Consider the following 25,793-nt stretch of genomic DNA (forward strand, 5'->3'; position numbering starts at 1 on the left):
CCGCCGTAGACCGTCACGACCGCCAGGTCGCGGGCGATCCACTCCAGCTCCTTCGCCACCTGCAGCGCGAGCTCGCGGGTGGGGGCCAGCACGAAGGCCCGGGGGGCCCGGCCCCGCTCGCGGGCGGTGGAGAAGTACGGCGACCGGGCCTACCGCTTCGCCCTCCAGGAGTCGGGGCACATGGCCCAGAACCTGCTGCTCGGCGCGGCGGCCCTGGGGATGCGGGCCACGGTGCTCGGGAGCTTCCTGGAAGACGCCAGCGCCGAGCTGCTGGGCCTGCCGCCCGACGAGCTGGTCCTGTACGCCCTGCTGGCCGGCCCCGCCCGGCCCGACCCCGGGCTGGACGAAGCCGCCGTGCCCGCCCCCCAGCCGTGGTGGCAGTGGCGGCTGTACGCCGACGACCCGTTCAGGGGCTTGTCCGAGGTGCGGGGCCGCCTGCTCGAGCCGCTCGAGCGCGAGGGCCTGATCGAGGGGCACTGGTTCATGCTCAAGAGCGACGGCGGCCCGCACGTGCGGCTGCGCCTGCGGCCAAGCGACCTCGCCGAGGCGGGCGAGGTCGCGGCCCGCCTCGAGCGCGGGCTCGCCGACCTGGAGGCTCAGGGGCTTTTCCGGGCCGTGCCCACGGTGTACGAGCCCGAGGAAGGCCTGTTCGGAGGGCGGGCCGCCCTCGAGGCCACCCACCGCATGTTCTGCGCCGACGCGAGGGTGGCCCTGGCCGCCCACGCCCTCGGCGGCCCCGACCGCTACCTGGCCTCCCACCTCTGGTCCGAGCTGATGCTGCGGGCCCTGGGGCTCGACGCCTTCGAGCAGTGGGACGTCTGGCGCAGGGTGCGCACCCTGCGGCCGGGCTCGGCGGAGGGGCTGGAGGAGCGGGTGCGGCGGCTGGCGGGGGTCTTGCAGCAACTGCACCTCCAGCCCGACGAGGCGTTGGAGGCCTCGTTCCGCCGGTTGGTCCCGTGCGCGCAGGAGGCCCTGGCCGGGCTGCGGGCCTGGGGCCAGGCCCTCCAGGGCCTCAACCGGGAGGGACGGCTCGAGCGCGGCCTGCGGGGCATTGCCGCCGCCTGCACGCTCTTCCACTGGAACCGCATGGCCTTCGCCTGGCTCGAGCACCTGCTCATCGCCGAGGCCCGCTACCGCTCGACCCGGCCCGAGTGAAAGGAGACCCCATGTACCCCAAGCTGCGACCGGACGTCTACGTCGAACCCGCCCCCGACGGCATGAGGCTCGCCGTCGACGGCAAGGCCTACCTCTACCGCGGCCAGGCCACCCTGCGCCTGTTCGAGCGCCTGGCACCTTACCTGGACGGGAAGCACTCCCTCGAGCAGCTCACCCGCCCGCTGCGCCCCGAGCAGCAACGGGTGGTCCGCGAACTCCTCCACTCCCTGCAGGGAGTCGCGGCCGTGCGCGACCACAGCGACGTCCAGGGCCTCGCCCTCCCCGACTGGCTCACCCGGCACTACGGGCCTTCGCTCAACTACCTGGAGACCCTGGGCGACGGCGCGGTGCGGCGTTTCCTGGCGTTGCGCCGTAAGCGGGTGTGGGTGCTGGGCGGGGGTTCGGCGGTGCGGGTGCTTGCGCCGGCTTTGTGGAAGGCGGGCGTGTGCCGCGGCCGGCTCCAGCTTCCGCCGGGCGACCCCTTCGCGCAGGCCCACCGAGAATCCCTCGCCCGGCAAGCCGGGCTCGACCCCGAACTCGGCTGGGAGATCACCCTCGAGCTGCCCTTCAGCCCCGGCCCGCCGCCCGACCTGGTGGTGGCCGTAGGAACGGTGGCCCAGGTGCGGGCGCAGTGGGAGGCCTTCCTGCGCCAACGCTGGCCCCACACGGCCTTCGTGCCCGTCGTGCTCAGCAGCGCCTGGGCGGCTTTGGGGCCGCTCTTCCCGGGAGGGACCTGCCTGGACTGCGTGCTCGGCCGCCTCGAGCCGGCCGACCCGCCGCGCGACACCGCCACCGCCTTCGGCATCGCCGGGGCCCGGGCGGCGGTGGAGATCTTCAAGCACCTGGCACAACTGCCGACTGCGCTCGAGCGGGGCCTGGTCCGCATCGACAGCGAGCAGCTCGGCGACACCTTCCACCCCCTGCTGCCACGGGCGGACTGCGGGCGCTGCCTCCCGGGCCCCGGCTATGCCCTCGAGGGCGAGGACGACCTGGAGAAGCGGCCGCTGTTCGCCCGCCTGGTCAGCCCCTTCAGCGGGGTCCTGCACAGCCTGGACCCCGAGGACCTGCCCCAACTGCCCGTCAACTTGTGGGCGGTGCGCCTGCGGACAACCCCGGACCGGGCGGCGGTGTACGCCGGGAGCAGCCCCCGGCGGGCCCGGCTACAGGCGCTTCTGGGCGGGGTAGCCCAGGCACTGGGCGGCGGGGATCCCGGCTGGACCGCCGGCACCAGCGAGGCCGAGGCCCTGGGTCTGGCCCTGCTCGACGCGGCCCGGCGGCAGGTCCTCGAGCGGGGCGAGCCGGGCACACCCTGGCCCGCCGAGGCGGCGGTGTCGTGCCTGGACCCCGAAGGCAGCTTCTGGTGGCGCTCCCTGACCCTGCGCTACGGCCTCCAGCCGCAGCTATGGACGGCGTTGGAACCCCCCGGCCCGATCCCCGTGGTCACGCTGCGGACCGCCGTCACCTGGGTGACCGCCGCCGGGCGCACGCTGGCCGAGGCGCTCAAGACCGCCGTGCTGCACAGCCTGGGCCAGGCCCAAACCCTGGAGGACTGGCCGGCAGCAGCGGCCAGCACCCCAGGGACCCACCCGCTGATCCTTCCCGAGCCGCTGGAGGACAGCCCCTCCTGGGAGGACTGGCTCGAGGCGAGGCCTGGGCCTGGCGTGTGTGCCGGGTGGCATCCCTTCCTGCGGGCTGAGGGCCTGTACGTGGGCCGGGCGGAGCGGGGGTAAGGGGCCGTGGAGGGTCGCGTCCGTCTGACCTGCGCCGGCGGGAACCTGATCCTCAGCTCCACGGCGCTCGACGCGGCGCTGGGGGAGAGCCACACCCCGCCCTCGTGCTCGGGCGGCGTGGAAGCCTTCCCTGCGCTGGCGGAGCTGCTCGAGCACCTTGAGCGGGCCGCCGCCGAGGAGCCCGCCGCCGCGTTCGTGCTCGACCCCCGGGCGGCCGGCGTGGAGCGGGTGCGGCTGTGGGGCGGCGCGCCACCGGTCCCGGCGCCATCTCCCGCCTGGAACGCTCAGGCCCCGCTCGAGCGCGGCCCCCTCCCCGACTTCACCCCCCTCGAGCTGGTACACCCCCAGGTCGGTCCCCTGCTGAGCCTGTACTCCGACTACTCCAGGGCCACCTTCGCCTACGCCGCGGCCCAGCTCGCCGCTTACAGCAGCCGGCAGGCCGTGTGGGGTGGTGGCCGCAGCGCCAATTACCGCAAAGCCCGCCTGGTGGCGGTCCTCGAGGCGCTGGAGCGCCAGGCCGGGCTACACGTCCAGGACGACCGCCGCCGCGTCCAGGCTACCTGGGCCGAGCTGGGGGACGAGGCTTTGGACCCCCGGAGGCTGGGCCTGTACGCCCCCGAGCAGTACCGGCGTCCCGGCTTCCCCTGCCGGCCCTTCGACCCCGAGCGCCCCTACACCTGGGTCGAGGGCTTCTCCTTCACCGCCCAGCGGCCGCTCTGGGTGGAGGAGAGCGCCGCCTTCTACCGTGCCGCTACCCTCGTCGTGGGCACCTCCAGCGGCTGCGCGGTCGGGAGGAGCCTGGAGGAGGCCACCGCCTACGCCACGCTCGAGCTGTTCGAGCGGGACGCGGCGATGCGCTGGTGGTACGGGGTGGAACCGGTCCCCCGCCTGGGCCTGTCCTCGCTGGGCGGGCTCAGCCGCACGGCCCTGGCCCTGCTCGACCGCCTGGACGCGCTGGGCTACCGGCTTCACCTCTTCGCTGCGGGGCGGCTCGGGGATATCCCCGCTCTGGTGGCCGTGGCCGAGTCCTGCCGCGCCGGTGGGGAAGGCCACACGCTCTGCGCCAGCGCCGCTCGCTTCACCTGGGCCGGTGCCTGCGAACAGGCCCTCTTCGAGCTGCTGAGCCTGGTGGAGCTGGCCCGCAGCCTAACCCCGGATGAGCGGCGCCGCGCGGCCCACCTGGCCCACCACCCCGAGGACGTCACGGACATCACCGACCACCTGCTGGCCCACTGGCCGCCCTCGGCCCGGCCGCGCTTCGAGCCCTTACTGCACGTAGGGAGCGGGGAGCAGCCGCCCCCCGGCGGTCACCCGCCGGGCCCCTTCGGCGAGCTGGTCGCGCTGCTCGAGCGCCACGGGCTCGAGCTGATCGCCGTAGACCAGACCACGCCCGTCCTGCGCCGGCTGGGCCTGCGCTGCGTGCGGGCGCTGGTGCCGGGGCTCATCCCCATCCACTACGGCGCAGGGCTGGAGCGCTACCACCTGTTGCCCCGGCGGCGCACGGCGTGGCCCCACCCGTTCGCCTGAGGCGCCCGGAAAGGAGGTCTTATGGTCAGTGCCCCTGCCCTGCACTTCCGCACGACCTACTTAAAACAAACCGCCGACCGCAACGAGACCCACGACGAGGCCAAGTTGTTCCCCCCGCTCCCGCCGCACGCCGCTGAACACCCGCTGCCTCACCGCCTGGTCGCCGACCTCGGCACCCTCGGCGATGCCCTGGAGCCGCGCTCCCGGCCGGATCATCCTGCCTCGACCCCCAGCCTGGTCGAGGTTGCTACCATCGCCCACCTCAGCCTCGGCTTCTCCCGCTACGAGCCGGCGGACCGCTACCCCTACCACCGGCCCGCTCCTGCGCCACGCTGCAAGGGAACGACCGAGCTCTACTTCTTCACGCGGGGCGGCGACCTCCCCCCGGGCCTGTACCGCTACGACCCGCGCCGTCACTCCCTGGCGTCCACGCCCTGCGCCGCCTTCGCCCCGCTGGTCTGGGAACTGCTCGAGCGACGGCCGGGCCTCGGCGGCGGCTGGTTGCTCACCACCCTCCCACAACGGCTGCGCTCGATCTACGGCGACTTCGCCGCGCGGCTGTGCCTGCTGGCGGCGGGCCACGCGGCCGCCCAGGTCTGTACCGTCAGCGGCGCGCTGGGGCGCCCGCTGCGCTGCACCTTCGAGGGGTTGCCGGAGTTCACCTGGCCACCGCTGGAGGAGATGCCGGTGTGCTGGCTGCTCGAGGACTCCCCGCCCGTACGGGTTGTCCCGGGCGGCACCCTCGGCCACGACCTGCGCGAAGTGATCTACGCCCGCCACTCGGCAGGCGGCCCCAATGGGGTATGGCCCGTCCCACAGCCGCAGTCGCGGGAAAGCGTGGCGGTGTTCGAGCAGGTGATCCGTGCTATCCCCGGAAGGGGCTGGGCGGTTCACGCGCTGATCCTCAGGGCCGAGGGCTTCGACCCCGGCGTGTACCGCTGGGACGCCGTTTCCCAGGGCCTGCGCTTGCAGGCTGAGCTGCCCGCCTCGAGCGAGTGGCACCGGGCCTTGTTCATGCCCCCCGGCTTCCAGGCGCGCAACTGCTCGACGGTCTGGTTCGTCAGCGGCGACACCGCGCCGATCCACCGCCACGGGATGGGCGCCTTCCGCGCGGTCCACACGACGGCCGGGGCCGTGGCACACTACCTCAGCCTCGCCGCCGCGGCGTCCGGCCTGTTCGCGCGCCCCTCCCTCAGCTTCGACGAGGCCTACGTCGACCGGCTGCTGGGCCTCGAGCGCACCTCGCACGCCGCGCTGTACCAGGTGCTCGTCGGCAAGGACCGACCGTGCACGCTGGCCGTGCCCCTGATGCTGTGAGCGCAGCCCCGACTTCCGACCGCCTTCGCCCAGTCCAGGCGTAGACGTGGTCACGTTCGGCGAGCATGCCTGCCGTGGCCCCGGGTCCTCAAACAGCCCGCCGGGGTGCTCACCCTCACGGTGCGGCCGTGTCGCGGGTCGAGACCTGTAGCGACGACGGCAGTGCGCCTGCCATGAACCATGTAGGCTTTCCAGCGTGGGTTATAGTTGGTTCTAATACCGTTTGCTCGAGGAGGTCGGTTCGTGGTGCATTCCACCGGCAGCGACGCAACCCAGGTTAAGCCCCAGGCATGGCTCCAGCTCGTGTGGGAACCGACCGGCCTCTACCGCCTCGCGCACCTGGCGGTTGTGGCCTTGTCGCTGCTCGCGGTGGTTTACGTGGTCTCCGTCACCGGGGGCACCCCCAACCCCTTCGTCCACCTGATGTACGGCCCGATCCTGCTGGCCGCGGCGGGCAGCGGGGCCGGCGTGGCGACGGCGGTGGGGCTGCTGGCCGGGGTGCTGATGGGGCCGTACCAGCAGGCCTCGCTCGCGGCGGCCGGGGGGCAGCCCGACGGGGGGTGGTTGGTGCGGGCGCTCATCTACTGCGCCGTCGGGGGCGGCGCGGGGCTGGTCTTCGAGCGGCTGCGGCGCAGCTTACGGGCCACGCGGGAGCTGGCCGAGCGGCTGGCCCGCGGCTACGGCAACACCCTGCGCACCCTGGCCGCGATAGTGGCCGAGCGCGACGAGCAGACCGGCGGCCACTGCGAGCGGGTGGCCTACCACGCCCACGAGCTGGGCAAGCGGCTGGGGGTCGAGGGCCACGACCTCGAGACGCTGTGGTGGGCGGGCCTGCTGCACGACCTGGGCAAGGTGGGCATCCCCGAGTACATCCTGCGCAAGCCGGGCAAGCTCACCGCCGAGGAGTACCGCGAGGTGCAGCGCCACGCCGACTTGGGGGCCCAGATCCTGCTCTCGGCCTCGCCCGAGTTCGCCACCATCGCCGAGGGGGTGCGCGCGCACCACGAGCGCTGGGACGGGAAGGGCTACCCCCGGGGGCTGGCCGGGGAGGCCATCCCCCTCTTCGGCCGCATCCTCGCCGTCGCCGACGTCTTCGAGGTGCTCACCAGCCGCCGCCCCTACCGGGAGCCGAGCTCCGTCCCCGAGGCGCTCGCCGAACTCCAGCGCAACGCGGGCAGCCAGTTCGACCCGCAGGTGGTCGAGGCTCTGCTGCAACTCGTCCAGGAGGGCCGCGTCCAGACGGAGGGGGTCCCGCCGCCCCTTTACCACGAGGTGCCGGTGTTCGAGGTTCGCAGCATGGGGCTCGAGAGCCAGCGGGCGAATTGAGCGTAGCTCCGGGCGGTTAGCTGAGTGTCGAATGCCGGACGCCGAACGCCCAACGCCCAACGCCGATAGCTGATAGCCGAACGCCTAAAGCCCAGCGCTTTCGTAGGGGCGAGCCACTGGCTCGCCCTATTTTTGATCTATCCCCACGTGCGTGGGGAAAGCGCGCCGGTCCGACCCCGCCTCATCTGTCGGACCGGTTCATCCCCGCGTGTGCGGGGAAAACAAGTGCGTAGGTCTTGCGGGTGGAGAGGTAGTGGGTTCATCCCCGCGTGTGCGGGGAAAACGTGGAGTTCTCCAACGGCAAGCGCATCCACGCCGGTTCATCCCCGCGTGTGCGGGGAAAACCTCGTCGCCGCACTGGTGGGCGGCGCGATGGGCGGTTCATCCCCGCGTGTGCGGGGAAAACATCTGTGGTCTCCTCCCCCACGTACAGGAGCTCGGTTCATCCCCGCGTGTGCGGGGAAAACGCTCCCGCAACGCCGCGTTCATCGGCTCGATCGGTTCATCCCCGCGTGTGCGGGGAAAACCGATGGTCGATGATAAGCAAGCTCGAGTTAGACGGTTCATCCCCGCGTGTGCGGGGAAAACCGCTACGGCTTCGACCGGGGCACGGTCTACCTCGGTTCATCCCCGCGTGTGCGGGGAAAACACTTGGTTCTAACGGATAAAACTCCCCCTCGAGCCCCGGAAGTGTCTCGAGGCCTGCCTGTCAAGGTGCCGTGCAACGTGCCCGGTTGCTTTGGTCATCCTAGCACTCTCGGGCGTGCCTCTGGTGCGACAGGTTCTGTCGCGTGCCGGGCGCACCCTGCGGGCCATGGGAAAGACCCATGCGTTCCGCACGAAGGGTGGTATCGGCAAGTGGCTCCGGGTACTGGGGAAAGGAGGGGTTTGCCTGGGCGTTGTGCTGGCGCTGCTCGCGCTGGCGCAGCCGTGGGGCGTGGCGGGTGGGCCCACGCCGCCCGCGGTGGTGGCGGACGGCGACGACGTCAAGACTGGCACGGGGGGGTAGGGGTTTGAGGGGGCAGGCCTCGCTTTAGCACACAAAACAACACCACTACTCACACCTGGAAGCAAGAACCTCCCGAAGCGTCCTTCCGATGGGCTCGAAGTCGCTCGGGAAGGGGAGGGTGACGGTTTCGGACAGCGGCTTGAATACAAACCCCATTCGTGGCCCCTGGTTAACCGATGGGTAAAAGCGCAAAGCATTACCCTCGAGGCTTACACCGCAAAATAACGCACCCTTGAGGAATTCCCTGTAATTCTTACAGCCGAGGAGCCCAGGTACGGCCGTCTCGTAGTCTGGAATCGAACGATCGAACTCTTTCAGATACCGCGTTGCTTGCAGTACGGCCACCAGACGCCCGCCCAACTCCTCGTCCGTGATGTGAGCGCTCAGCACCACGTGGGGTGGGCAGGCACCCCACATGCCGTTGGGGAGCAAGCAACTGTGGTCTATCAGGATTAACTCCCCGCGAAGAGTGACCTCTGCCCTTTTCTCGCTATACCGGCTCATAGACTCCTGCCTACCTCACTCGCAAGACCTGTACCTGAATGCCTAGCTGGTTGGCTCTCCTGGTAGCTGCTTCGATCACTCGTAGCTGGCTTAACGTGACGTATTCATCGGGAGGTATGACAACCTCGAGCACTTTCTGCTTCACCTCCCCAGGCTCTATGACTGTACCGGCGTACTTTAGCACCCTCAAAACCATCAAGCTGTTTAATGCACTTAGGGCGGGGTTTTCCCCGTGAATTGGGTACAATTCCTCCGCGACATGAAAACGCTTTTGGCGGACCTCGAGGCCACCTTGCGGCAACTGGTGAACACGGGGCGTCTGGACCTCGCGACCCGGACGCTGGCGACGGCTTTCGCCCAGGCCCGCACGCTCGAGGCGCAGCGCCAGGTGGTGGCGGCGCTGTTCCCCCTCCTCCCCGAGGGCTGGTTCCGCGCCGACGCCCAGGCGGCCGAGCTCTACGCCCAGGCGCTGTGCCGGGTGCGGGAGCCTAGGGCGCTGCTGGCCTTCTGCCGGGGTTTCGCCTCCCCGACCCCCGCGCTCGAGCTCTACCACGCCTGGGCGCTCCTGCGGCTGGGGCGGGCGGAGGAGGCGCTGGGGCGGCTCGAGGCGCTGCGCGCTGACGGCTTGGGCGAGAAGGGCCTGTACTGGCGGACCCGGGCCGAGGCGTTGGCCCATCTCGGCCGGCCCGGCTGGGAGGAGGCCTTCGCGCGGGCCAAGCAGCACCTCACCCGCGAGGCCCTGGGGCGCTGCCTGATCGAAGAGGGCGGCTACCTGCACGCCGCAGGCCGGGTGCCCGCGGCGCGCACCCGCTGGTCGGAGGCACTGGCGCACCTGCGCAACGACCCCTACTACCTCGCGTGGGCCCACTACAACCTGGGCATCACCGCGCTCGACACGCCCGCCGAGGCCGAGGCGCACCTGCTCGAGGCCGAGCAGCTCAGCCGCAAGCCCGCCGCGCGCGCGATCCGGGCCCGGGCGCTGTGCGGCCTGGGGGCGGCCCGGCGCATCCTGGGCGAGTGGCCCCGGGCCCTGGCCTGCTACGACGAGGCCCTGCGCGCGGCGCGGGAGGCCGACGACCGCCAGCAGGCCCTGTGGGGGCTGGGCCACACCTCGCGGCTGTCGGGCCGTCCGGCGGAGGCGCTGGGCTATTTTCAGCAGGCGCTCGAGCTCGAGGTCCCCGCCTCGGGGTGGCTCTACGCCGACGTCGCGGCCACGCGGCTGCTGCTGGGCGACGAGGAGGGGGCGCGGGAGGCCGTGGGCCGGGCGGCGCACCTCAAGGAGCGCGGGCGCTTCCTGGTGGCGGTGGTGCGGGCCGAGCTGGCGCGGCGGCGGGGCGAGGCGGTGCGGCTGGAGGGCTTCAAGCTGCCCAGCCTGTGGAGCCGGGAGGAGGCGCTGTGCTTCCCGGAGCTCTTCGCCCGGCTCACCCCGGCGGGGCCGGTGCTCGAGCCCCGCACCCGGGCCAGGGTCGAGGTCTGGGCGGCGGGGCTGCTGCGGGTGAAGGTCAACGGGCGGCCCGTACCCCTCAAGCCGACCGGGCGACCGGCGGAGTTGCTGGCGTTCTTGCTCGAGGGCGAGGGGGAGCAGAGCATGGACGCCTTGCTCGAGGCGCTCTACCCCCAGGCCCCGGCCACGCCGGAGGGGCGCCGCCAGGCCTACAAGTCGTTGTGGGAGAACGTCGCCAAGCTGCGCCGGGCGCTGGGCTGGCCCCACAGCGTCCGCAGCGAGGGCGGCTCCCTGCGCCTCGACCCCGACGCCCACTGGGTCTACAACATGGACGACCCCGCGGCCCGCGCCAAGGGGCTCTTCCTGGAGGGCATCTACAGCAACTGGGTCGAGGAGCGGCGTCAGCAGCTCGAGGGCTCACTTTTAGCGCATTAGGCGCAAGCATCTTGATAGTTCCATAACACCCAACACCTGAATGGACACTTGCTGGGTGTCCTGTCGCTATGCTCCGGGCCAGAGCCTGGAGTTCGAGCGAGCATGGGAAAAACCGCGCGACAGGAACCCGCCACCCACGAGAAGGCCCGGCGCCTCGGCGAGGCCCGGCTGTGGCTGCTGGCGAGGCCCTACACCGCGGCGGAGCTGGCGCGGGCGCTGGGGGTGCACGTGCGCACCGCCCAGCGCTACCTCGGCGACCTGGGGGCGGTGCCGCTGGACGAGCGCGCCCGGCCCCCGCGCTACCGGCTGCTGGCTTCCGAAGACCTCAGCCCGGTGGAGGCACTGGTCACGCACAGCGCCCTGCGGATGCTCTACCACCACGCCCCGGGGCACAACGCGCTCTACCTCGAGGCCCTCCTCAAGCTGGCCCGCCGCATGCCCGAGCCCGCGCAGGGCGTGGCGATCCGCAGCACCGAGGACCTCAAGCGCCGCCTCTCCCGCCGCCTGGACGAGGGCGACGCGCTGGGCAAGGTGGCCGAGGCCTGGTTCCGCCAGCAGGCCATCGAGTTCTACTACCGCAAGCCCGGCGGCTCGGGGCAGGCCCGGCGCAACGAGGTCGAGGTCTACTTCGTCGAGGTCTCCCGCCTCAACCTGGGGGTCTACGTCATCGGGTACGAGCGGGGCTACCACCGCAAGCTGCGCACCTACAAGCTCAACCGCATGAGCCGCATCCGCCCCGTCGGCGAGGCGGGGGCCTACAGCATCCCCGCCGACTTCGACCCGCGCCGCTACCTGTCCGACGCCTGGGGCGTGGTGGGCGGCAGCGGGGGAGAGCCGGTCGAGGTGCGCCTGCGCTTCAGGCCGGAGGCCGCCTACCGCCTGCGCGAGGGCGGCTACCCCGACATGGAGTTGCTGGAGCTGCCGGAGGGGGGCCTCGAGGCGCGCTTCACGGTGGGCACCGATAACGAGGGCTTTCCCCTGGAGATTTTGTCCTGGGTGCAGGGTTGGGGGCCCAGGGTGGAGGTGCTGGGGCCGGAAAACCTCCGGCAGAAGTGGCTCGAGGAGGCCCGGCAGGTGCTCGGCGAGTACGGGGGGATGACGCCCGGCGACGGGATTTGTCGCGGCGGGGCGGGATGGTGAGGCCATGAGGCTTTCGGAGGCTGCTAAGGCCCTGTGGGGCAAGAGCGACCGCGAGCGGGACGACGGCGCGTGGCATCCCCTCCTGCACCACATGCTCGACGTGGCCGCCTGCGCCGAGGCGATCCTGGAACGCGAGCCCCGGCGCACCCGCGAGCTGTACGCCCGGGACCTGGGCTACGCCGACTACGCCCGGGCCCGGCCCTGGCTGCTGAGCCTGATCGCCCTGCACGACCTGGGCAAGGCCAGCCCCGCCTTCCAGGCCCTGTGGGGGCCGGGGGCGGCGCGGGTGAGGGAACAGGGCCTCACCTGGCGTAAGGAGCCGGAGTACGTGCCTCACGGCTTCATCAGCCAGTTGGCGCTGGAGGAGGAGGAACACCCCCTTCGCGCGGCCCTGGCCTACGATTTGCTCCGGCAGGCCGCCGACGCCGTGGGCTGCCACCACGGCCTGCGGGCTTCACCGGCCGAACTGGAGGCCGTGGGCGACCTCGAGCTGGGCAGTGGCCCCTGGCAGGCCGTGCGGCGTGAGCTCGTCGAGGCGGTGCTCGAGCTCTTCGGGGCCGGCCCCGAGGACGCGCCGGGGGTTTCGGAGCTCGGCGGGGCGGGCTTCTACCGCCTGGCCGGGCTCACCAGCTTCGCGGATTGGATCGGCTCGAGCCAGGACTTCTTCGGCTTCGTCGCGCCGGTGGGCTGCCTGGGGAGCTACTACCGCGAGGCCTTAGCCAAGGCCCACGCGGCCCTCGACCGCATCGGCTGGCGGGAGCGCAGGCCCCTCAGGCCGGAAAAGCTCCCCTTCGAGCAGGTGCCCTTCGACAAGAAGGGCAAGACCTACGCCCCGCGTCCCCTGCAGCGAGCCGTGGCCGGGCTGCTGGAGGGGTGCGGCGAGCCCACGCTGCTCCTGATCGAAGCCCCCATGGGCGAGGGCAAGACCGAGGCCGCGTTCTACGGCCACCTCCGTCTGCAGCAGGACTTGGGGCACCGCGGGATGTACGTGGCCTTGCCCACCCGGGCCACCGGCAACGCCATGTTCGAGCGCACGGCGGGCTTCCTGGAAGGGATGGGCCGCAGCGAGCCGGTAGACCTGCAGCTCCTGCACGGGGCCGCCCTGCTCAACGACGGCTACGCCCAGCTCCGGCTGCGGGCCGTGGACGAGGGCAAAACCCCCGGCTCCCGCCCCGCCGTGAGCGCGCAGGAGTGGTTCTCCAGCAAGAAGCGGGCCCAGCTCTCCGAGTACGGGGTAGGGACCATCGACCAGGCCCTGCTGGCGGTGCTGCCGCTCAAGCACAACTTCGTGCGGATGTGGGGCCTGGGCAACCGCACGGTCGTCATCGACGAGGTCCACGCCTACGACACCTACACCAGCCGCCTGATCGAGGCGCTGCTGAGCTGGCTCTACGCGCTGGGCTCGAGCGCCATCGTGATGAGCGCGACCCTGCCTAAAGAGCGGCGCGAAGCCCTGCTGCGGGCCTACGGCGCGGGCGGGGTTCCCGAGAGTGTCCCCTACCCGCGGGTGTTCAAGGTGGCCGGGGGCCGGGTGGAGGCCGTGAGCTTCGAGGCCGACCCCAATCGGCGGGTCGCGCTCCGGCTCCAGGCCCTCCCCGCCGGCTTCGCCCAGGTGGTCCCGGAGGTGCTCGCCAGCGTGGCCGAAGGCGGCTGCACGGCCTGCATCGTCAACACGGTCGAGCGGGCCCAGCAGCTGTACCGGGCGCTCGAGGGGCCCGCCCGGGCCCAGGGCGTCGAGCTCCTCCTCTTCCACGCGCGTTACCCCGCCGAGCAGCGCCAGCGGCTCGAGGAGGGCGTCCTCGGCCTGTTCGGCAAGCAGGGCCGCCGCCCGGCCAGGGCCGTCCTGGTAGGGACGCAGGTCCTGGAGCAGTCCCTCGACCTCGACTTCGACGTGATGTTCACCGACCTCGCCCCCGCCGACCTCGTCCTGCAACGCGCCGGGCGGCTGTGGCGGCACGACCGCGCCGACCGCGCCCCCAACCAGGCCCGGCCGGTGCTCCACGTGATGGGCCTGGCGCAGGAGGCCGAGGTCCCCGACTTCCAGCACGCCGAGTACCTCCCCGGCAAGAAGCTCTACTGGGAGAGCGTCTACGACCGGGCGATCCTCCTGCGCACCTACGCGCTGTTGCGCGAACGCGCCGGGCTCGAGCTGCCCGGCGACATCGACCCTTTGGTGGAGGCCGTGTACGGGCCGGGGCTCCTGCGAGGCATCCCGGAAAGCCTGGAGGCGGCCATCCTCGAGGCCACCCCCGCGCGGGAAAACCAGGGCCGGCAGGACCGGGCGCAGGCGGCCCAGGCCTTCGTCGGCCTGCCCTTCGACGGCTCCTGGCTGAGGGTGCCCGCACTCGAGCAGCACGACCCCGAGGAAAACCCCGAGAAGCACCGGGCCCTGCTGGCGGCGACCCGCCTGGGCGACCCCAGCGTGAGCGTTATCCCCGTCCACGACCTGGGCGGGGGGAGTTTCGAGTGCGCGGGGGTGAGGTTCGGGCTCGAGGAGTCGCTCGAGGGGCGCTGGTGCCTGGCGAAGAAGCTCTACCTGCAGAACCTGAGCATCTCCCGCGCGGACTTGGTAGCGGAGCTCTCGAAGGCCGGGCGCCCGCGGAGCTGGCAGGAGCACCCGTTGCTGCGCAACTGCTACCCCCTGGTCCTGAAGGGGGGGCGGGCCGGCTACGGCAACACGGAGGTCGAGCTCGACGCGACCTTAGGGCTCGTCTACCACAAGCAGAAAGGCTAGGTGATGGCTTGTACAGCTTCGATCTGCGCTCAGAGCCTTGGATCCCCGTCCGGGACATGGCGGGCAGCCTCCGCGAGGTCGGCTTGAGGGAGGCGCTGACCAACGCGGCCGCCTACGGCCGCATCGAGAGCGAGAACCCGCTCGAGGTCGTGGCTTTGTACCGCTTCCTGCTGGCGGTGCTCCACCGGGCGCTGCGGGGCCCGACGAGCCCGAAGGACAACGCCCGGTGGCTGCGGGAGGGCTTCCCGGCCGGGGCGATCGAGGCTTACCTCGAGCGCTTCCACGACCGCTTCGACCTCTTCCACCCGCGCTACCCCTTCTACCAGGTGCCCGAGATGCCCTCCGAGGGCTACACCCAGCACTGGAGCCGCCTTTCGGCCGAGTTCGGCAGCGGCAACACCAGCCCGCTGTTCAACTACGCCAAGCGCGAGAACGCGCCCGAGAACCCCGGTAGCTGGATCACCCCGGCGCAGGCCGCGCGGCTGGTGCTCGAGCACCAGGCTTTCTGCTTGGGCGGGCTGATCAAGCGCTTCATCACCTCCGCGCCCGCCGCGCCGGCGGCCACCGCCGCCCACACCCTGGTCCAGGGCGACGACCTGCACCAGACCTTGTGCCTCAACCTCGTGGGCTACCCCCCGGCGGAGCACGCCGCCGACGAGGCCGTCTGGGAGGCCGAACCCCCGGGCGTCGCCTACCTGCAGGGCGACCCCTCGGAAAGGCCCCGGGGGCTCGTCCACCGCTACACCTGGCGCTCGCGCTCGGTGCGGCTTTTCCCCGAGACCTTCTGCGGGGAGGTGGGCGTGCGGAACTTCGCCTACGCCTCGGGCGTCCGGCCCGTTGACTTCGGCTTCGATGCCCTGGTGGCCTACCGGATCCCGCGCAACGCCAAGCTGGGCCTCCTGCCGCTGGGCCTGAGCAAGGACCGCGCCCTGTGGCGCGACTTCACCGCCCTGCTGCCCCACAGGCAGGGCGAGCGCGCCGACCGGGTCCCCGCCGTGATCGAGTGGGCCATCGCCACGTTCGGCGAGCTCGAGCGCACCCGCCGGCCCAGGCGTGGGCTGGTGGTCGAGGTCTACGGGCAGATGAACGACCAGGGCAAGCTCGAGCTCTGGCGCTCGGAGGCCCGGCGGCTGCCCGAGCCCGTCCTGGGCCGGCGCGACGTGCGCAAGACGGTCGAGGGGCTGCTGCTCGAGGCCGACGGCGTTTGGGGCCACCTCAATTCCGCCTGCCGCCTCCTGGCCGCCGAGCTCCTGGCCCCGGGCGGGCGCACCGCCGCCGCGGAGGACGTGAGCCGCCTGGTCCAGGGCTTCCCGGCCCGGCTGGTGTACTGGGCCCGCCTCGAGCGGCGCTTCTATGAGCTGCTGGAGGGGCTGCGGGAGGACTACAACGAGCAGAGGGTCGAGCAGCAGTGGGCCGAGTGGCTCGTCGAGGCGGCCGACGACGCCTGGGACATCACCGTCCGCAGCACCGGCGGCGGGGTTCGGGCCCTGAAGGCGGCGGCGCGGGCCCAGGGGATGTTCTGCGCGCAGCTCAGGCAATTGCGCGAGGAATACGGCTTGACCTGGAGGGGAGGTGGGTTTTGAGCAAAGTGGAAGAGTTCATCGCGTACCTGGAAAAGCTCGTCGAGCAGGAGGACCGGGCGGCGTTGGCGCGGCTGCGGCATAGCCTGTCCTTCGAGCCGGGGGAGTACGTCCACGCCTTCCCTTTCATCGAGCGCTTCACGGTGGGGCTGAGCCCCGAGCGGCGCAGGCTGTATTTCCTCGTAGCCGGCCTGTTCGCCGCCCACCCCGAGGCCAGCCGCGACCCCAGGGAGAACCTGGGGCGCACCCTCAAGCGCCTCTACCTCGAGCAGTCCGAGTCCCCCGCCACCGAGCGGCGCTTCCTGGCCCTGCTGGAGGCCGACGACGGGCAGCTACCCGAGCACCTGCGCCACCTGGTGGGCCTGCTGCGCTCGAGGGGGATCCCGCTCAACTGGGAGCGGCTGCTGCAAGACCTCATCCACCGGCAGCACGACCTCGAGGCCGTCAAGCGGCAGTGGGCACAGGCTTTTTATCGGCCCATGGAGGAAGTGGAAGAAACCCATGGTCAGGAGGCCACGGCATGAACTACGAGTACAAAGCGATTCAACTACCTCGCGACATCGAGGTAAACGCCAGGAATCGGGATACGGCTGCCGCCGACCTGCTCAGCCGGGTGCTGGACGCCGAGGCCCGGCAGGGCTGGGAGTTTTACCGCATCGACACGGTCAACACCGTCGAGCCTCCGGGGTGCTTCGGCGCGCTCGGGGGTGCTCAGGCCACCTACCGCCCCCTCAACGTGGTGATCTTCCGCAAGCCGCGGGGGGAGGGCTAGTGGACACGAGAAAGCTGCTCATTCCCGTGGCGGCCGGCGGCCTGGTGCTGGCCCTGGCCTACGCCTGGTTCTCGCCCTACCTGGCCCTGCGGGGCATCCAGCGGGCCATCCAGGGCAACAACCCCTCGGCCCTCGAGCGCTACGTCGATTTTCCCCGCGTGCGCGAAAGCCTCAAGGCTCAGCTCAACCGCCTCCTGCTGGAGGAGGCGAGCAAGGACGACACCGGCTTCGGCGCGCTGGGGCTGATGCTGGCCGGCCCGATGGTGGACCGGCTGGTGGACGCCTTCGTCACCCCCGAGGGGCTGGCGAGCGTCGGCACCGGCGTAGCCCCCCAGCAGGGCGACCTCGAGGCCGTCCGCGACTGGGGCGTCCAGCGCCGGGGCTTCTCCGAGGTTTTGGTGCACCGCGAGGGCAGCCCGGGCGAGGGGCTGGTGATGGAGCGCCGGGGCCTGGGCTGGAAGGTGGTCCGGCTGCAGATCAACCTCGACAAACGCGAATAGGAGCGACCATGAAACACCTGATCGAGCTGCACATCCTGCAAAACTTCGCCCCCTCCAACCTCAACCGCGACGACACCGGAAGCCCCAAGGACGCCTTTTTCGGCGGGGTTCGCCGGGGGCGCATCTCGAGCCAGTGCCTCAAGCGGGCGGCGCGGGAGTACGTGCGGGCCGGCGGCCTCGTGCCCCCCGAGCACATGGCCCGCCGCACCAAGCGCGTCACCGAGGAGCTGGTGAGGGCCCTCAAGGCCCGGGGCCGCCCCGAGGCGGAGAGCCTGCACAAGGCCGTCGCCGCGCTGGGCGGCGTGGGGCTCAAGGTCAAGGACGCGCAGGAAGGCAAGACCGAGTACCTGCTCTTCCTGGGCCAGGCCGAGGTCGAGCGCGTCGCCGGCCTCATCGACCGGCACTGGGACGCCCTCAACGCGCAGGCCGAGCCGGAGGGGGAGAAGAAGAAGGCCAAGGACGCGAAGAAGGAGGCCAGGGCCGCGATCCCGCCCGAGCTCAAGAAGGCGCTCGAGAAGGTCCTGGACGGGGGGAAGGCCGTGGACGTGGCCCTGTTCGGCCGGATGCTCGCCGACTTGCCCCAGGCCAACCAGGAGGCCGCCTGCCAGGTGGCCCACGCCCTCTCGACGGCGGCGCTCGAGCGCGAGTTCGACTTCTACACCGCCGTGGACGACCTCAAACCCGAGGATAACGCCGGGGCCGACATGCTGGGGACCGTGGAGTTCGGCTCCTCGTGCTTCTACCGCTACGTGGCGCTCGACGTGGCGAAGCTGCGCGAGAACCTCCAGGGCGACGACGAGCTGATGCTGCGGGGCCTGGAGGCCTTCGTGCGGGCGATGGTCAAGGCCAAGCCCGGCGGCAAGCAGAACAGCTTCGCCGCCCACAACGACCCCGAGTACGTCGCGGTCACGGTGCGCCAGGACGCCGACGCGCGCAACCTCGCCAACGCCTTCGAGAAGCCCGTGCGCCCGTCGCGCGACCAGAGCCTCACCGAGGCTTCGGTCGAGCGGCTCGAGGCCCGGTGGGAGAAGCTGGCCGCGGCCTACGGCCAGAACGGCCCCACCTTCGTGCTCAACCTCACCGACGCCCAGAGCCGGCTCGGGGAGGCGGTGGAGAGCCTGGATGAGCTCGTCGGCCGCGCCCTGGCCGAGGTGCGGGCCGGCCTGGGGGCCTGAGGTGCCCACCCTGCTGCTGCGCCTGGCGGGCCCCATGCAGTCGTGGGGCACCCGCTCGCGCTTCGACGAGCGCGACACCGACCTCGAGCCCTCCAAGAGCGGCGTGATCGGCCTGCTGTGCGCGGCGATGGGCGTCGACCGCGCCGAGGAGGAGCCGGTGCTGGCCCTGGCCCGCTGCCGCCTGGGCGTGCGGGTGGACCGCGAGGGCGTGCTGCGCGTGGACTACCTCACCGCCCAGGACGAGCGGGGCGCCACCACCATCTCCCGCCGCTACTACCTGGCCGACGCCGTGTTCCTGGCGGGCCTCGAGGGGGAGGCCCCGGAGGCGGTCGAATGGCTGCAACGCGCCCACCGGGCGCTGAAGAACCCGGTCTGGCCGCTGGCGCTGGGCCGCAAGTCCTACGTGCCCAGCCCCGGGGTCTACCTCCCGGGCGGCTGGCGGGAGGAGGGGCTCGAGCAGGCCCTCACCCAGTACCCCCTGCTCGTGCCCCCGGGGCCGGGCGAGCGGGAGGTCAGCCGCCGCTTCGTGGTCGAGAGCCGGGGCTGGGAGGGCAGCCTGCGCATGGACCAGCCGCGCTCGAGCTTCGCACGGCGCAAGTTCGCCGCGCGCTACGTCCAGAGCTGCTACCGGGAGGTGAAGCATGTACCTCAGCCGACTGCGGCCCGACCGTAGCCACGCCCGGGCCCGCGCCGACCTCGCCAGCCCCTACGAGCTCCACGCCACCCTCTGCCGCGCCCTCGCCGGCGAGGGCCAGGCCCCGCCCCGCTTCCTGTGGCGGCTGGAGGCGGGCAGGGTTCCGGCAGTCCTGGTGCAGAGCCTGGAAATGCCCGATTGGCAGAGGCTCGAGCGGCGCTACCCCGGCTACTTCGCCCAGGCGCCCGAGTCCAAGCCGGTGCCCCTCGAGCACCTCCGGCCCGGCCAGGTGCTGCGTTTCCGCCTGCGGGCCAACCCCACCGTCACCCGCAAGGACCCCCACAACCCCGAAAAGCGCAAGCGCCACGGCCTCAAGGACGTCGAAGCGCAGCTACAGTGGCTCGAGCGCCAAGGCGGCAAGGGCGGCTTTAGCGTTTTGGGCGCGGCGGTCGCGCAGAGCGAGCGGGTCAGGACGTTCAAGCACGCCGGAGGCAGCCCCATCGTGCTCCAGGCCGTGCTCTACGAGGGCCGCCTCCGGGTCACCGACCTCGAGGCGTTCAAAAACACCCTCACCGGCGGCCTGGGCCACGCAAAAGCCCTCGGCTTCGGCCTCCTGTCCGTCGCCAGGGGGTGAGCCGTGAGGGGCGAGACCGGCGGCCTCCGCGGGCCCCCCGAGTCCCACGGCTGAGAGTCACGCGCTTTCCCCGCACAGGCGGGGATGAACCGGTGCGACAGATGACGCACGGTCAGACCGGCACACTTTCCCCGCGTGCGCGGGGATGGGTCAGGAATAGGGCGAGCCACTGGCTCGCCCCTCCGAAAGCGTCGGGTACTCGGCCATCGGCGTTCGGCGTTGAACATCGGTCGTACGCCTACCGCCCCGCTACCGGCCCCCGGCCCTCCTCCGCCCCCGGCCACGTGAAGTAGAAGGTGCTTCCCTCGCCCGGCTCGCTCTCGAGCCAGATCTTCCCCCCGTGCCGCTCGACGATCTTCTTGCACACCGCCAGCCCGATGCCGCTGCCGGGGTAGTCCTCCCGGCCGTGCAGCCGCTGGAAGATGACGAAGATGCGCTCGAAGTACTGGCTCTCCACGCCGATGCCGTTGTCCTGCACCATGAAGCGCCACATGCCGTCGTGGCGGGCGGCCTCGACGCGCAGGTGGAGCGGGCGCTCGGGGTGGCGGAACTTGAGGGCGTTGACGAGGAGGTTCTGGAAGACCTGGGTGAGCTGGCTGCGGTCGGCGAGGACGGTGGGCAGGGGGCCGACCTCCACCGTCGCGCCGCTCTCCTCGATGGCGAGGCGGAGGTCCTCGAGCGTCTTGCGCAGCACCTCCCCGGCGTCGGTGGGCTCGAGCGCGCGGCCGTGGGTGCCCACGCGCGAGTAGGCCAGCAGGTCCTGGATCAGCTTCTGCATGCGGTTGGCCCCGTCTACGGCGAAGTCGATGTACTGGTCGGCCTTCTCGTCGAGCCGGCCGCGGTAGCGCCGGGCGAGGAGCTGGGCGTAGCTGCTGATCATGCGCAACGGCTCCTGCAGGTCGTGGGAGGCGACGTAGGCGAATTGCTCGAGCTCGCGGTTGGAGCGCTCGAGCTCGGCGGTGCGCTGGGCCACGCGGGCCTCGAGCTCGGCGTTGAGGGTGCGCAGCTCGGCCTCGAGGCGCTTGAGCTCGGTGATGTCCTGGGTGAAGACGAGCCCCTGGCGCACCTCGCCGTCGGGGGAGGGCACGGGCGCGACGCGCAGCAGGTAGACCCGGTCGGCGAAGGTCACCTCGGTGCTGGCGTGCTCCCCGGCCAGGGCCTGGCGGTAGAGCGCGGCGAGCTGCCCGGCGAGGTCGGGGGGGAAGAGCTCATAGACGGTGCGGCCCTCCAGCACCTCGCTCGAGAGGCCCACGTCGGCGAGCCCCAGGCCGTCGGCGAGCAGGTAGCGCAACTCCTGGTCGAAGAGGATCACCGCCCCGCCGGGGTAGTTCTCCACCAGCGAGCGGTAACGCTGCTCCGAGGCGCGCAGGGCCTCCTCGGCCTGCTTGCGCTCGGTGACGTCGCGCACCTCGATGACGGTGGAGACCGGCCGGCCCCGCTCGTCGAAGATGGGGCTCGCCGCCACGAGCACCGGGAAGAACTCGCCGTTCTTGCGGATGAACACGTCCTCGTGCTCGCGGATGTCGAAGTTCTCCGGCAGGGCGCGGTCGATGGGGCACTCGTCCTTGGGGTAGGGGCGGCCGTCGGGGTGGTGGTGGTGGATCATGTCGTGCAGCGGCTTGGCCCGGATCTCCTCGAAGGTGAAGCCCAGCATCTTCTCGGCGGCGGGGTTCATGAAGGTGCAGTAGCCCTGGGCGTCCATCATGAACAGCGCCTGGGTCGAGTTGTTGGTGATGGTGGCGTTGAGCTCGAGCTGCTGGCGCAGCGCTTCCTCGGTCTCGATCTGCCGGGTGATGTCGGTGCTGGTGCCGAACCAGCGCACCACCCGGCCCTTCTCGTCGCGCAGGGGGACGGCGCGGGTGAGGAAGGAGCGGTAGCGCCCGTCGTGCCCGCGCAGGGGGAAGACCATCTCGAAGGGCTCCCCGCTCTCGACGGCCGCCTGCCAGCGCTGCAGCACCTCCGGCAGCACCTCGGGGTCGTGCACGGCCTGCCAGCCCCAGCCCTCCATCTCCTCGGGGGTGGCGCCGGTGTAGTCGTACCAGCGCTGGTTGTACCAGAAGACGTGGCCGCCGGCGTCGGCCATCCAGGAGAGCTGGGGCAGCGAGTCGGCGAGGCTGCGGAACTGGGCCTCGCGCTCCAGGAGCTGCCGGTAGAGCCGGGCATGCTCCAGCGCCACCGCCGCGCGCCGCCCGAGCTCCTCGGCCAGGGCCTGGTCGCGCTCGTCGAAGCGGCGCTTGCCCCGGCTCATCCCCAGCCCGATCAGCCCCACCGCCCGTCCGCCCACCATCATGGGCACGATCAGGGCCGAGCCGAGCTCGAGCTTGCGCAGCAGCTCGAGGTGGCGCTCGTCGCGGGCGGAGGCCAAAAGCACCTCCTCGGTGACCTCGCTCACCAGCAGGGACCGCCCGCTGCGCAGGAGCTGGGGGCTGGAGGTGGGGTCTTCGGGGTACTCCATCGAGAGCGCGCGCACCAGCCGCACCCGCTCGGGGTCGGTGTGGGCGATTTCGAGGGCCTCGAGCTTCCCGTCGGGGCCCGGCAGGCTCACGCTGCACCAGTCGGCCAGCCGCGGCACCGCCAGGCGGGCGATGGAGCGCAGGGTCTCTTCCACGTCGAGGCTGGAGGCCAGGGCCACACTGGCGTCGTCCAGGAAGCGCAGCCGCTCCTCCTCCAGCTTGCGCTCGGTGATGTCGCGGGCGATGCTGGAGGCCCCGACGACCCGGCCCGCGCGGTCGCGGATGGGCGAGACGGTGAGCGAGACGTGCAGGTCGAAGCCGTCCTTGCGCCGCCGCAGCGTCTCGTACTCCGCGACCCGCTCCCCGCGCCGCACGCGCGCGAGGATCTCCTCCTCCTCGGCGGCGAGGTGGGGCGGGATGATCACCGTCACCGGCTTGCCCACCACCTCCTCGGCGGTGTAGCCGTACATCGCCTCGGCGCCCTTGTTCCAGCTCGTGATCACCCCGCTGAGGTCCTTGCTGATGACCGCGTCTACGGAGGACTCGACGATGGCGGCCAGGTAGGCGCTGGCCCGCTCGGCCCGCTTCTCCTCGGTCACGTCGGTGTGGATGCCCACCCACTCGCGCACGCCGCCGCCGGGGGCGCGCACCGGCACCGCCCGCACCTGCATGTGGCGGTACTCGCCGTCGTGGCGGCGCAGCAGGTACTCGATCTCGTACACCCGCTGCTCGCGCACGCACTCGCGCCAAGTTTGGGACACCCGCTCGCGGTCGTCGGGGTGGACGGCGTGCAGCCAGCCCCAGCCCCGGTACTCCTCGAAGCTCTGGCCGGTGAAGGCCGCCCAGCCCGGCTGCTCGGCGGCGAACTGGCCGGAGGCGTCGCGGGCCCACACGATCTGCGCGGTGGCCTCGACCAGGCTGCGGTAGCGCTCCTCGCTGTCGCGCAGCGCCTCCTCGGCCCGCTCGCGCTCGGTGGTGTCCTCCACGGTGCCCACGTAGCCCGTCACCCGCCCGTCCGCGCCCGTGATCGGCACACCCAGCACCCGGCTCGAGCGCACCGTGCCGTCGGGCCGCAGCCAGCGGTAGCGGATCTCGTAGGCCTGCCCGGCCCGGGTGGCCGCGCCGCACTCGGCGATGACCCGCTCGCGGTCTTCAGGGTGGATGAACTCGACCCAACCCCGCCCCAGGCCCTGCTCGAGGGTGTAGCCCCCGATCCTCTGCGCCTGGGGGTTGGTGTAGAGGTTGTAGCCGGTAGGGTCGGAGAAGTAGATGCCGATGGGCGCGTGCTCGCTGAGGGCGCGGAAGCGGGCCTCGCTCTCGCGCAGCGCCTCCTCGGTCTGCTGGCGCTCGGTGATGTCGATGACCGAGCCGACGTACCCCAAGAACTCCCCGCCCGGGCCGAAGCGCGGCCGCGCCGAGTCGATGGCCCAGCGGTACTCCCCGTCCTTGCGCCGCAGCCGGTACTCCAGCCGGAAGGGCTCGTGCCGCGCGTTGGCCTCGAGGAAGGCCTGCGCCGAGCGCTCGCGGTCGTCGGGGTGGACGGCCTCGAGCCAGCCATAGCCCAGGCCGTTCTCGGGGCTCTGGCCGGTGAAGTCGTACCAGGGCTGGTTGAGGAAGCTGCACGAGCCGTCGGGCTCGGTGACCCAGATCATGACCGGGGCGCTGTCGGCCATCGTGCGGAAGCGGGCCTCGCTCTCGCGCAGCGCCGTCTCGGCCCTGCGGCGCTCGGTGACGTCTACGAAGCTGATCACCGCGCCCCGCACCTGGCCCTGCTCGATCATGGGCTGGGCGCTGTACTCCACGGCCACCGGCGTGCCGTCCTTGCGCCAGAACACCTCGTTCTCCACCCGGCAGCCCTGGAGGCTGCCCAAGGCCCGGTGGATGGGGCACTCCTCCACCGGGTAGGGCTCCCCGTCCGGGCGGGCGTGGTGGACGAGGCGGTGCATGTCCTGCCCCAGCACTTCCTCCGGCGCGTAGCCCAGCATGCGGGCGGCGGCGGGGTTGATGAAGGTGCACCGCCCCTCGGCGTCGATGCCGTAGACCCCCTCGCCCACGGACTCGAGGATCAGCCGCAGGCGGTTCTCGCTCTCGCGCACCGCCTGCTGGGCCCTGCGCTGCTCGGTGACGTCGCGGAACACCGCGTAGACCTGGGCGGGCCGAGAGACGCCCTCCTCGAAGAGCGGGGTGGCGTCGACGCTGATCCAGCGGTATTCGCCCAGCCCGGGGTGGAACACCCCCATCAGCGTGTCCCGCACGGGCTGGCCGGTGCGGAGGGCCACCATGGCGGGGTGCTCCTCGCCGGGGAAGTCGCTGCCGTCCTCGCGCACCGCGCGCCAGCGGGGGTCGAGCGAGGTCAGGCCCTGGAGCTGCTCGAGGCTCAGCCCCAGGATGCGCTGGGCGGCCGGGTTGGCGGAGATGATGCGGCCCTCCCGGTCGTGGTACACCACCCCCAGCGGCACCGTCTCGAAGAGCCGGCGGTGCTTGAGCTCGCTCTGCTGGAGCAGGGCCTCGGCCTGCTTGCGCTCGTTGACGGCCCGGAAGTGCACCGCCAGCCCGGCGGCCTCGGGGTGCACGTGCACCTCGAACCACGTCTCCAGCGGCGGGTAGTAGGCCTCGAAGGCGGCGGGGATGCCCTCCTGCATGACCCTGGTGTACTGCCGGTGGAACTCGCTGCCCACCGCGTCGGCGTACTCCTCCCAGATGCCCTTGCCCAGCAACTCCTCGCGCGAGCGCCCCAGCAGGCGCTCGGCCTCGCGGTTGAGGTAGGTGAAGCGCCAGTGGCGGTCGAGGGCGAAGAAGGCCTCGCCCATCTGCTCGCGCGCGGCGATCAGGTCGGCCTGGACGCGGCGCAGCGCGTCCACCTCGGTGCAGGTGACCGCCCACCCCGCCCCGTCGAGCGGGGCCAGGTGGACGCTGAACCAGCGGTACTGCCCGTCGTGGCGGCGCAGGCGCAGCTCGAGGTCCTGCTGGCCCCGCCGCGCCCAGGCGGGCCGGCTCCAGGGTGCGCTCGAGCGTGGCGCGGTCCGGGGAGTGCATGCAGCCTCGAGGGGGCGTGAACGGTCGCCGCTCGCGCCGCAGCTTTATCGAGGCGGCTGAGGCCCGGCTGTGGGGGAGTTGAGGGCTGGCTGAGGGCGTGGGCGCGGGGGTAAGATAGGGGATACCGTCACTGCCGCGGGGGTGGAACCCGTCCTCGCTTCCCGGAGCATCCGTCCGCTCACGACCCGCGAATTTGGGTGAGGAGGTGGGTATGCACGCGCTGGACGTGTTGAAGTACGGGCATCTGACGCTGATGCGGGCCCTCGAGGGGTTTCCTGCGGAGGCCTGGGAGGTGCGGGGGGTGGTGGGGGTGTGGTCGGCCCGCGACGTCGTGGCCCACCTCGCCTCCTACGAGCAGGCCCTGGCCGAGCTCTTCGGCTCCCTCACCGACCCGGGCCGCCCCACCCCCACCCTCGACGCGATGCGCGGCCAGGAGCGCTTCAACGACGAGCAGGTGGCGTTGCGCCAGGGCCGTAGCCCGGCTGAGGTGCTGCACGAGTACGAGGACTGGCACGCCCAGGCCATGGGCCTCGCCCGGTGGGTCCCGCTGGAGGCCTACCGCCAGGCCGGCCTGCTGGGCTGGTACGGCGCGGAGTACGACCTCGAGGACTTCCTGGTCTACACCTACTACGGCCACAAGCGCGAGCACTCCGCGCAGATCGCGCTGTTCAAGAAGCGGCACTTGCAG

At 71.8% G+C, this 25,793-nt stretch carries 19 protein-coding genes and 1 CRISPR repeat array; of the genes, 17 read left to right on the forward strand and 2 right to left on the reverse strand.

Features of this window, described 5'->3' with window-relative positions; all coding sequences use genetic code 11:
- Nucleotides 1-180: 180 nt before the first annotated feature.
- From Mterra_RS05540 to Mterra_RS05565, 6 genes are all read left to right on the forward strand, one after another.
- On the forward strand, nucleotides 181-1,155 hold the full coding sequence (locus tag Mterra_RS05540) for a thiopeptide-type bacteriocin biosynthesis protein (RefSeq protein ID WP_338025074.1): 975 nt from the start codon (nucleotides 181-183) through the stop codon (nucleotides 1,153-1,155).
- An 11-nt stretch (nucleotides 1,156-1,166) separates the two neighbouring features.
- Complete coding sequence (locus tag Mterra_RS05545; protein ID WP_119314269.1) at nucleotides 1,167-2,885, forward strand: hypothetical protein; 1,719 nt, start codon at nucleotides 1,167-1,169, stop codon at nucleotides 2,883-2,885.
- Between the two features lie 6 nt (nucleotides 2,886-2,891).
- The gene (locus Mterra_RS05550) at nucleotides 2,892-4,412 is read left to right on the forward strand and encodes a YcaO-like family protein (RefSeq protein ID WP_119314270.1); all 1,521 of its coding nucleotides are present in this window, start codon (nucleotides 2,892-2,894) and stop codon (nucleotides 4,410-4,412) included.
- A gap of 21 nt (nucleotides 4,413-4,433) precedes the next feature.
- Nucleotides 4,434-5,729, forward strand: coding sequence for a nitroreductase family protein (locus tag Mterra_RS05555; protein ID WP_119314271.1), 1,296 nt, complete (start codon nucleotides 4,434-4,436; stop codon nucleotides 5,727-5,729).
- 243 nt (nucleotides 5,730-5,972) lie between these two features.
- Nucleotides 5,973-7,055 (forward strand): HD-GYP domain-containing protein, encoded by a 1,083-nt coding sequence (locus Mterra_RS05560; RefSeq protein ID WP_147372562.1) that lies wholly within the window; start codon nucleotides 5,973-5,975, stop codon nucleotides 7,053-7,055.
- Nucleotides 7,056-7,249: 194 nt separating this feature from the next.
- Nucleotides 7,250-7,704: direct repeats of the CRISPR family, unit length 29 nt; unit sequence CGGTTCATCCCCGCGTGTGCGGGGAAAAC.
- Between the two features lie 165 nt (nucleotides 7,705-7,869).
- On the forward strand, nucleotides 7,870-8,064 hold the full coding sequence (locus Mterra_RS05565) for a hypothetical protein (protein ID WP_147372563.1): 195 nt from the start codon (nucleotides 7,870-7,872) through the stop codon (nucleotides 8,062-8,064).
- 45 nt (nucleotides 8,065-8,109) lie between these two features.
- Here the strand turns inward: Mterra_RS05565 and Mterra_RS05570 are convergent, their stop codons facing one another.
- Nucleotides 8,110-8,568 carry a hypothetical protein gene (locus tag Mterra_RS05570; RefSeq protein ID WP_119314274.1) on the reverse strand — a complete coding sequence of 153 codons (459 nt, stop codon included), beginning with the start codon at nucleotides 8,566-8,568 and terminating at the stop codon, nucleotides 8,110-8,112.
- Nucleotides 8,569-8,827: 259 nt separating this feature from the next.
- Here Mterra_RS05570 and Mterra_RS05575 point away from each other — a divergent pair, with 259 nt between their 5' ends.
- The 10 genes from Mterra_RS05575 to cas6e all read left to right on the forward strand — a co-directional run bounded on the left by Mterra_RS05575 (nucleotide 8,828) and on the right by cas6e (nucleotide 19,616).
- Nucleotides 8,828-10,447 carry a tetratricopeptide repeat protein gene (locus tag Mterra_RS05575; RefSeq protein WP_119314275.1) on the forward strand — a complete coding sequence of 540 codons (1,620 nt, stop codon included), beginning with the start codon at nucleotides 8,828-8,830 and terminating at the stop codon, nucleotides 10,445-10,447.
- Nucleotides 10,448-10,549: 102 nt separating this feature from the next.
- Nucleotides 10,550-11,587, forward strand: a complete 1,038-nt coding sequence (locus tag Mterra_RS05580; protein ID WP_119314276.1) for a helix-turn-helix transcriptional regulator — start codon at nucleotides 10,550-10,552, stop codon at nucleotides 11,585-11,587.
- Between the two features lie 4 nt (nucleotides 11,588-11,591).
- Complete coding sequence (gene cas3 / locus Mterra_RS05585; RefSeq protein ID WP_119314277.1) at nucleotides 11,592-14,321, forward strand: CRISPR-associated helicase Cas3'; 2,730 nt, start codon at nucleotides 11,592-11,594, stop codon at nucleotides 14,319-14,321.
- Nucleotides 14,322-14,329: 8 nt separating this feature from the next.
- Nucleotides 14,330-15,904, forward strand: a complete 1,575-nt coding sequence (gene casA / locus Mterra_RS05590) for a type I-E CRISPR-associated protein Cse1/CasA (RefSeq protein ID WP_275054069.1) — start codon at nucleotides 14,330-14,332, stop codon at nucleotides 15,902-15,904.
- A 5-nt stretch (nucleotides 15,905-15,909) separates the two neighbouring features.
- Complete coding sequence (gene casB, locus Mterra_RS05595) at nucleotides 15,910-16,425, forward strand: type I-E CRISPR-associated protein Cse2/CasB (protein ID WP_245971537.1); 516 nt, start codon at nucleotides 15,910-15,912, stop codon at nucleotides 16,423-16,425.
- Nucleotides 16,422-16,673: a hypothetical protein gene (locus Mterra_RS23075; protein ID WP_027893605.1), complete on the forward strand. Its 252-nt coding sequence runs from the start codon at nucleotides 16,422-16,424 to the stop codon at nucleotides 16,671-16,673. The genes casB and Mterra_RS23075 overlap by 4 nt, the downstream gene beginning before the upstream one ends.
- Complete coding sequence (locus Mterra_RS23080) at nucleotides 16,673-17,173, forward strand: DUF2939 domain-containing protein (RefSeq protein WP_245971535.1); 501 nt, start codon at nucleotides 16,673-16,675, stop codon at nucleotides 17,171-17,173. The genes Mterra_RS23075 and Mterra_RS23080 overlap by 1 nt, the downstream gene beginning before the upstream one ends.
- An 8-nt stretch (nucleotides 17,174-17,181) precedes the next feature.
- Nucleotides 17,182-18,348 carry a type I-E CRISPR-associated protein Cas7/Cse4/CasC gene (gene cas7e / locus Mterra_RS05605; protein ID WP_119314280.1) on the forward strand — a complete coding sequence of 389 codons (1,167 nt, stop codon included), beginning with the start codon at nucleotides 17,182-17,184 and terminating at the stop codon, nucleotides 18,346-18,348.
- Between the two features lies 1 nt (nucleotide 18,349).
- Complete coding sequence (gene cas5e, locus Mterra_RS05610) at nucleotides 18,350-19,021, forward strand: type I-E CRISPR-associated protein Cas5/CasD (protein ID WP_119314285.1); 672 nt, start codon at nucleotides 18,350-18,352, stop codon at nucleotides 19,019-19,021.
- Nucleotides 18,990-19,616, forward strand: coding sequence for a type I-E CRISPR-associated protein Cas6/Cse3/CasE (cas6e, locus tag Mterra_RS05615; RefSeq protein WP_119314281.1), 627 nt, complete (start codon nucleotides 18,990-18,992; stop codon nucleotides 19,614-19,616). The genes cas5e and cas6e overlap by 32 nt, the downstream gene beginning before the upstream one ends.
- A gap of 238 nt (nucleotides 19,617-19,854) precedes the next feature.
- Here the strand turns inward: cas6e and Mterra_RS05620 are convergent, their stop codons facing one another.
- A complete protein-coding gene (locus tag Mterra_RS05620) occupies nucleotides 19,855-24,930 on the reverse strand; it encodes a PAS domain S-box protein (RefSeq protein WP_119314282.1) in 5,076 nt (1,691 codons plus the stop codon).
- Between the two features lie 386 nt (nucleotides 24,931-25,316).
- Here Mterra_RS05620 and Mterra_RS05625 point away from each other — a divergent pair.
- A partial coding sequence (locus Mterra_RS05625; protein ID WP_119314283.1) for a maleylpyruvate isomerase N-terminal domain-containing protein occupies nucleotides 25,317-25,793 on the forward strand: 477 nt, incomplete at its 3' end.

Source organism: Calidithermus terrae, assembly GCF_003574345.1.
Taxonomy (GTDB): Bacteria; Deinococcota; Deinococci; order Deinococcales; family Thermaceae; genus Calidithermus; species Calidithermus chliarophilus.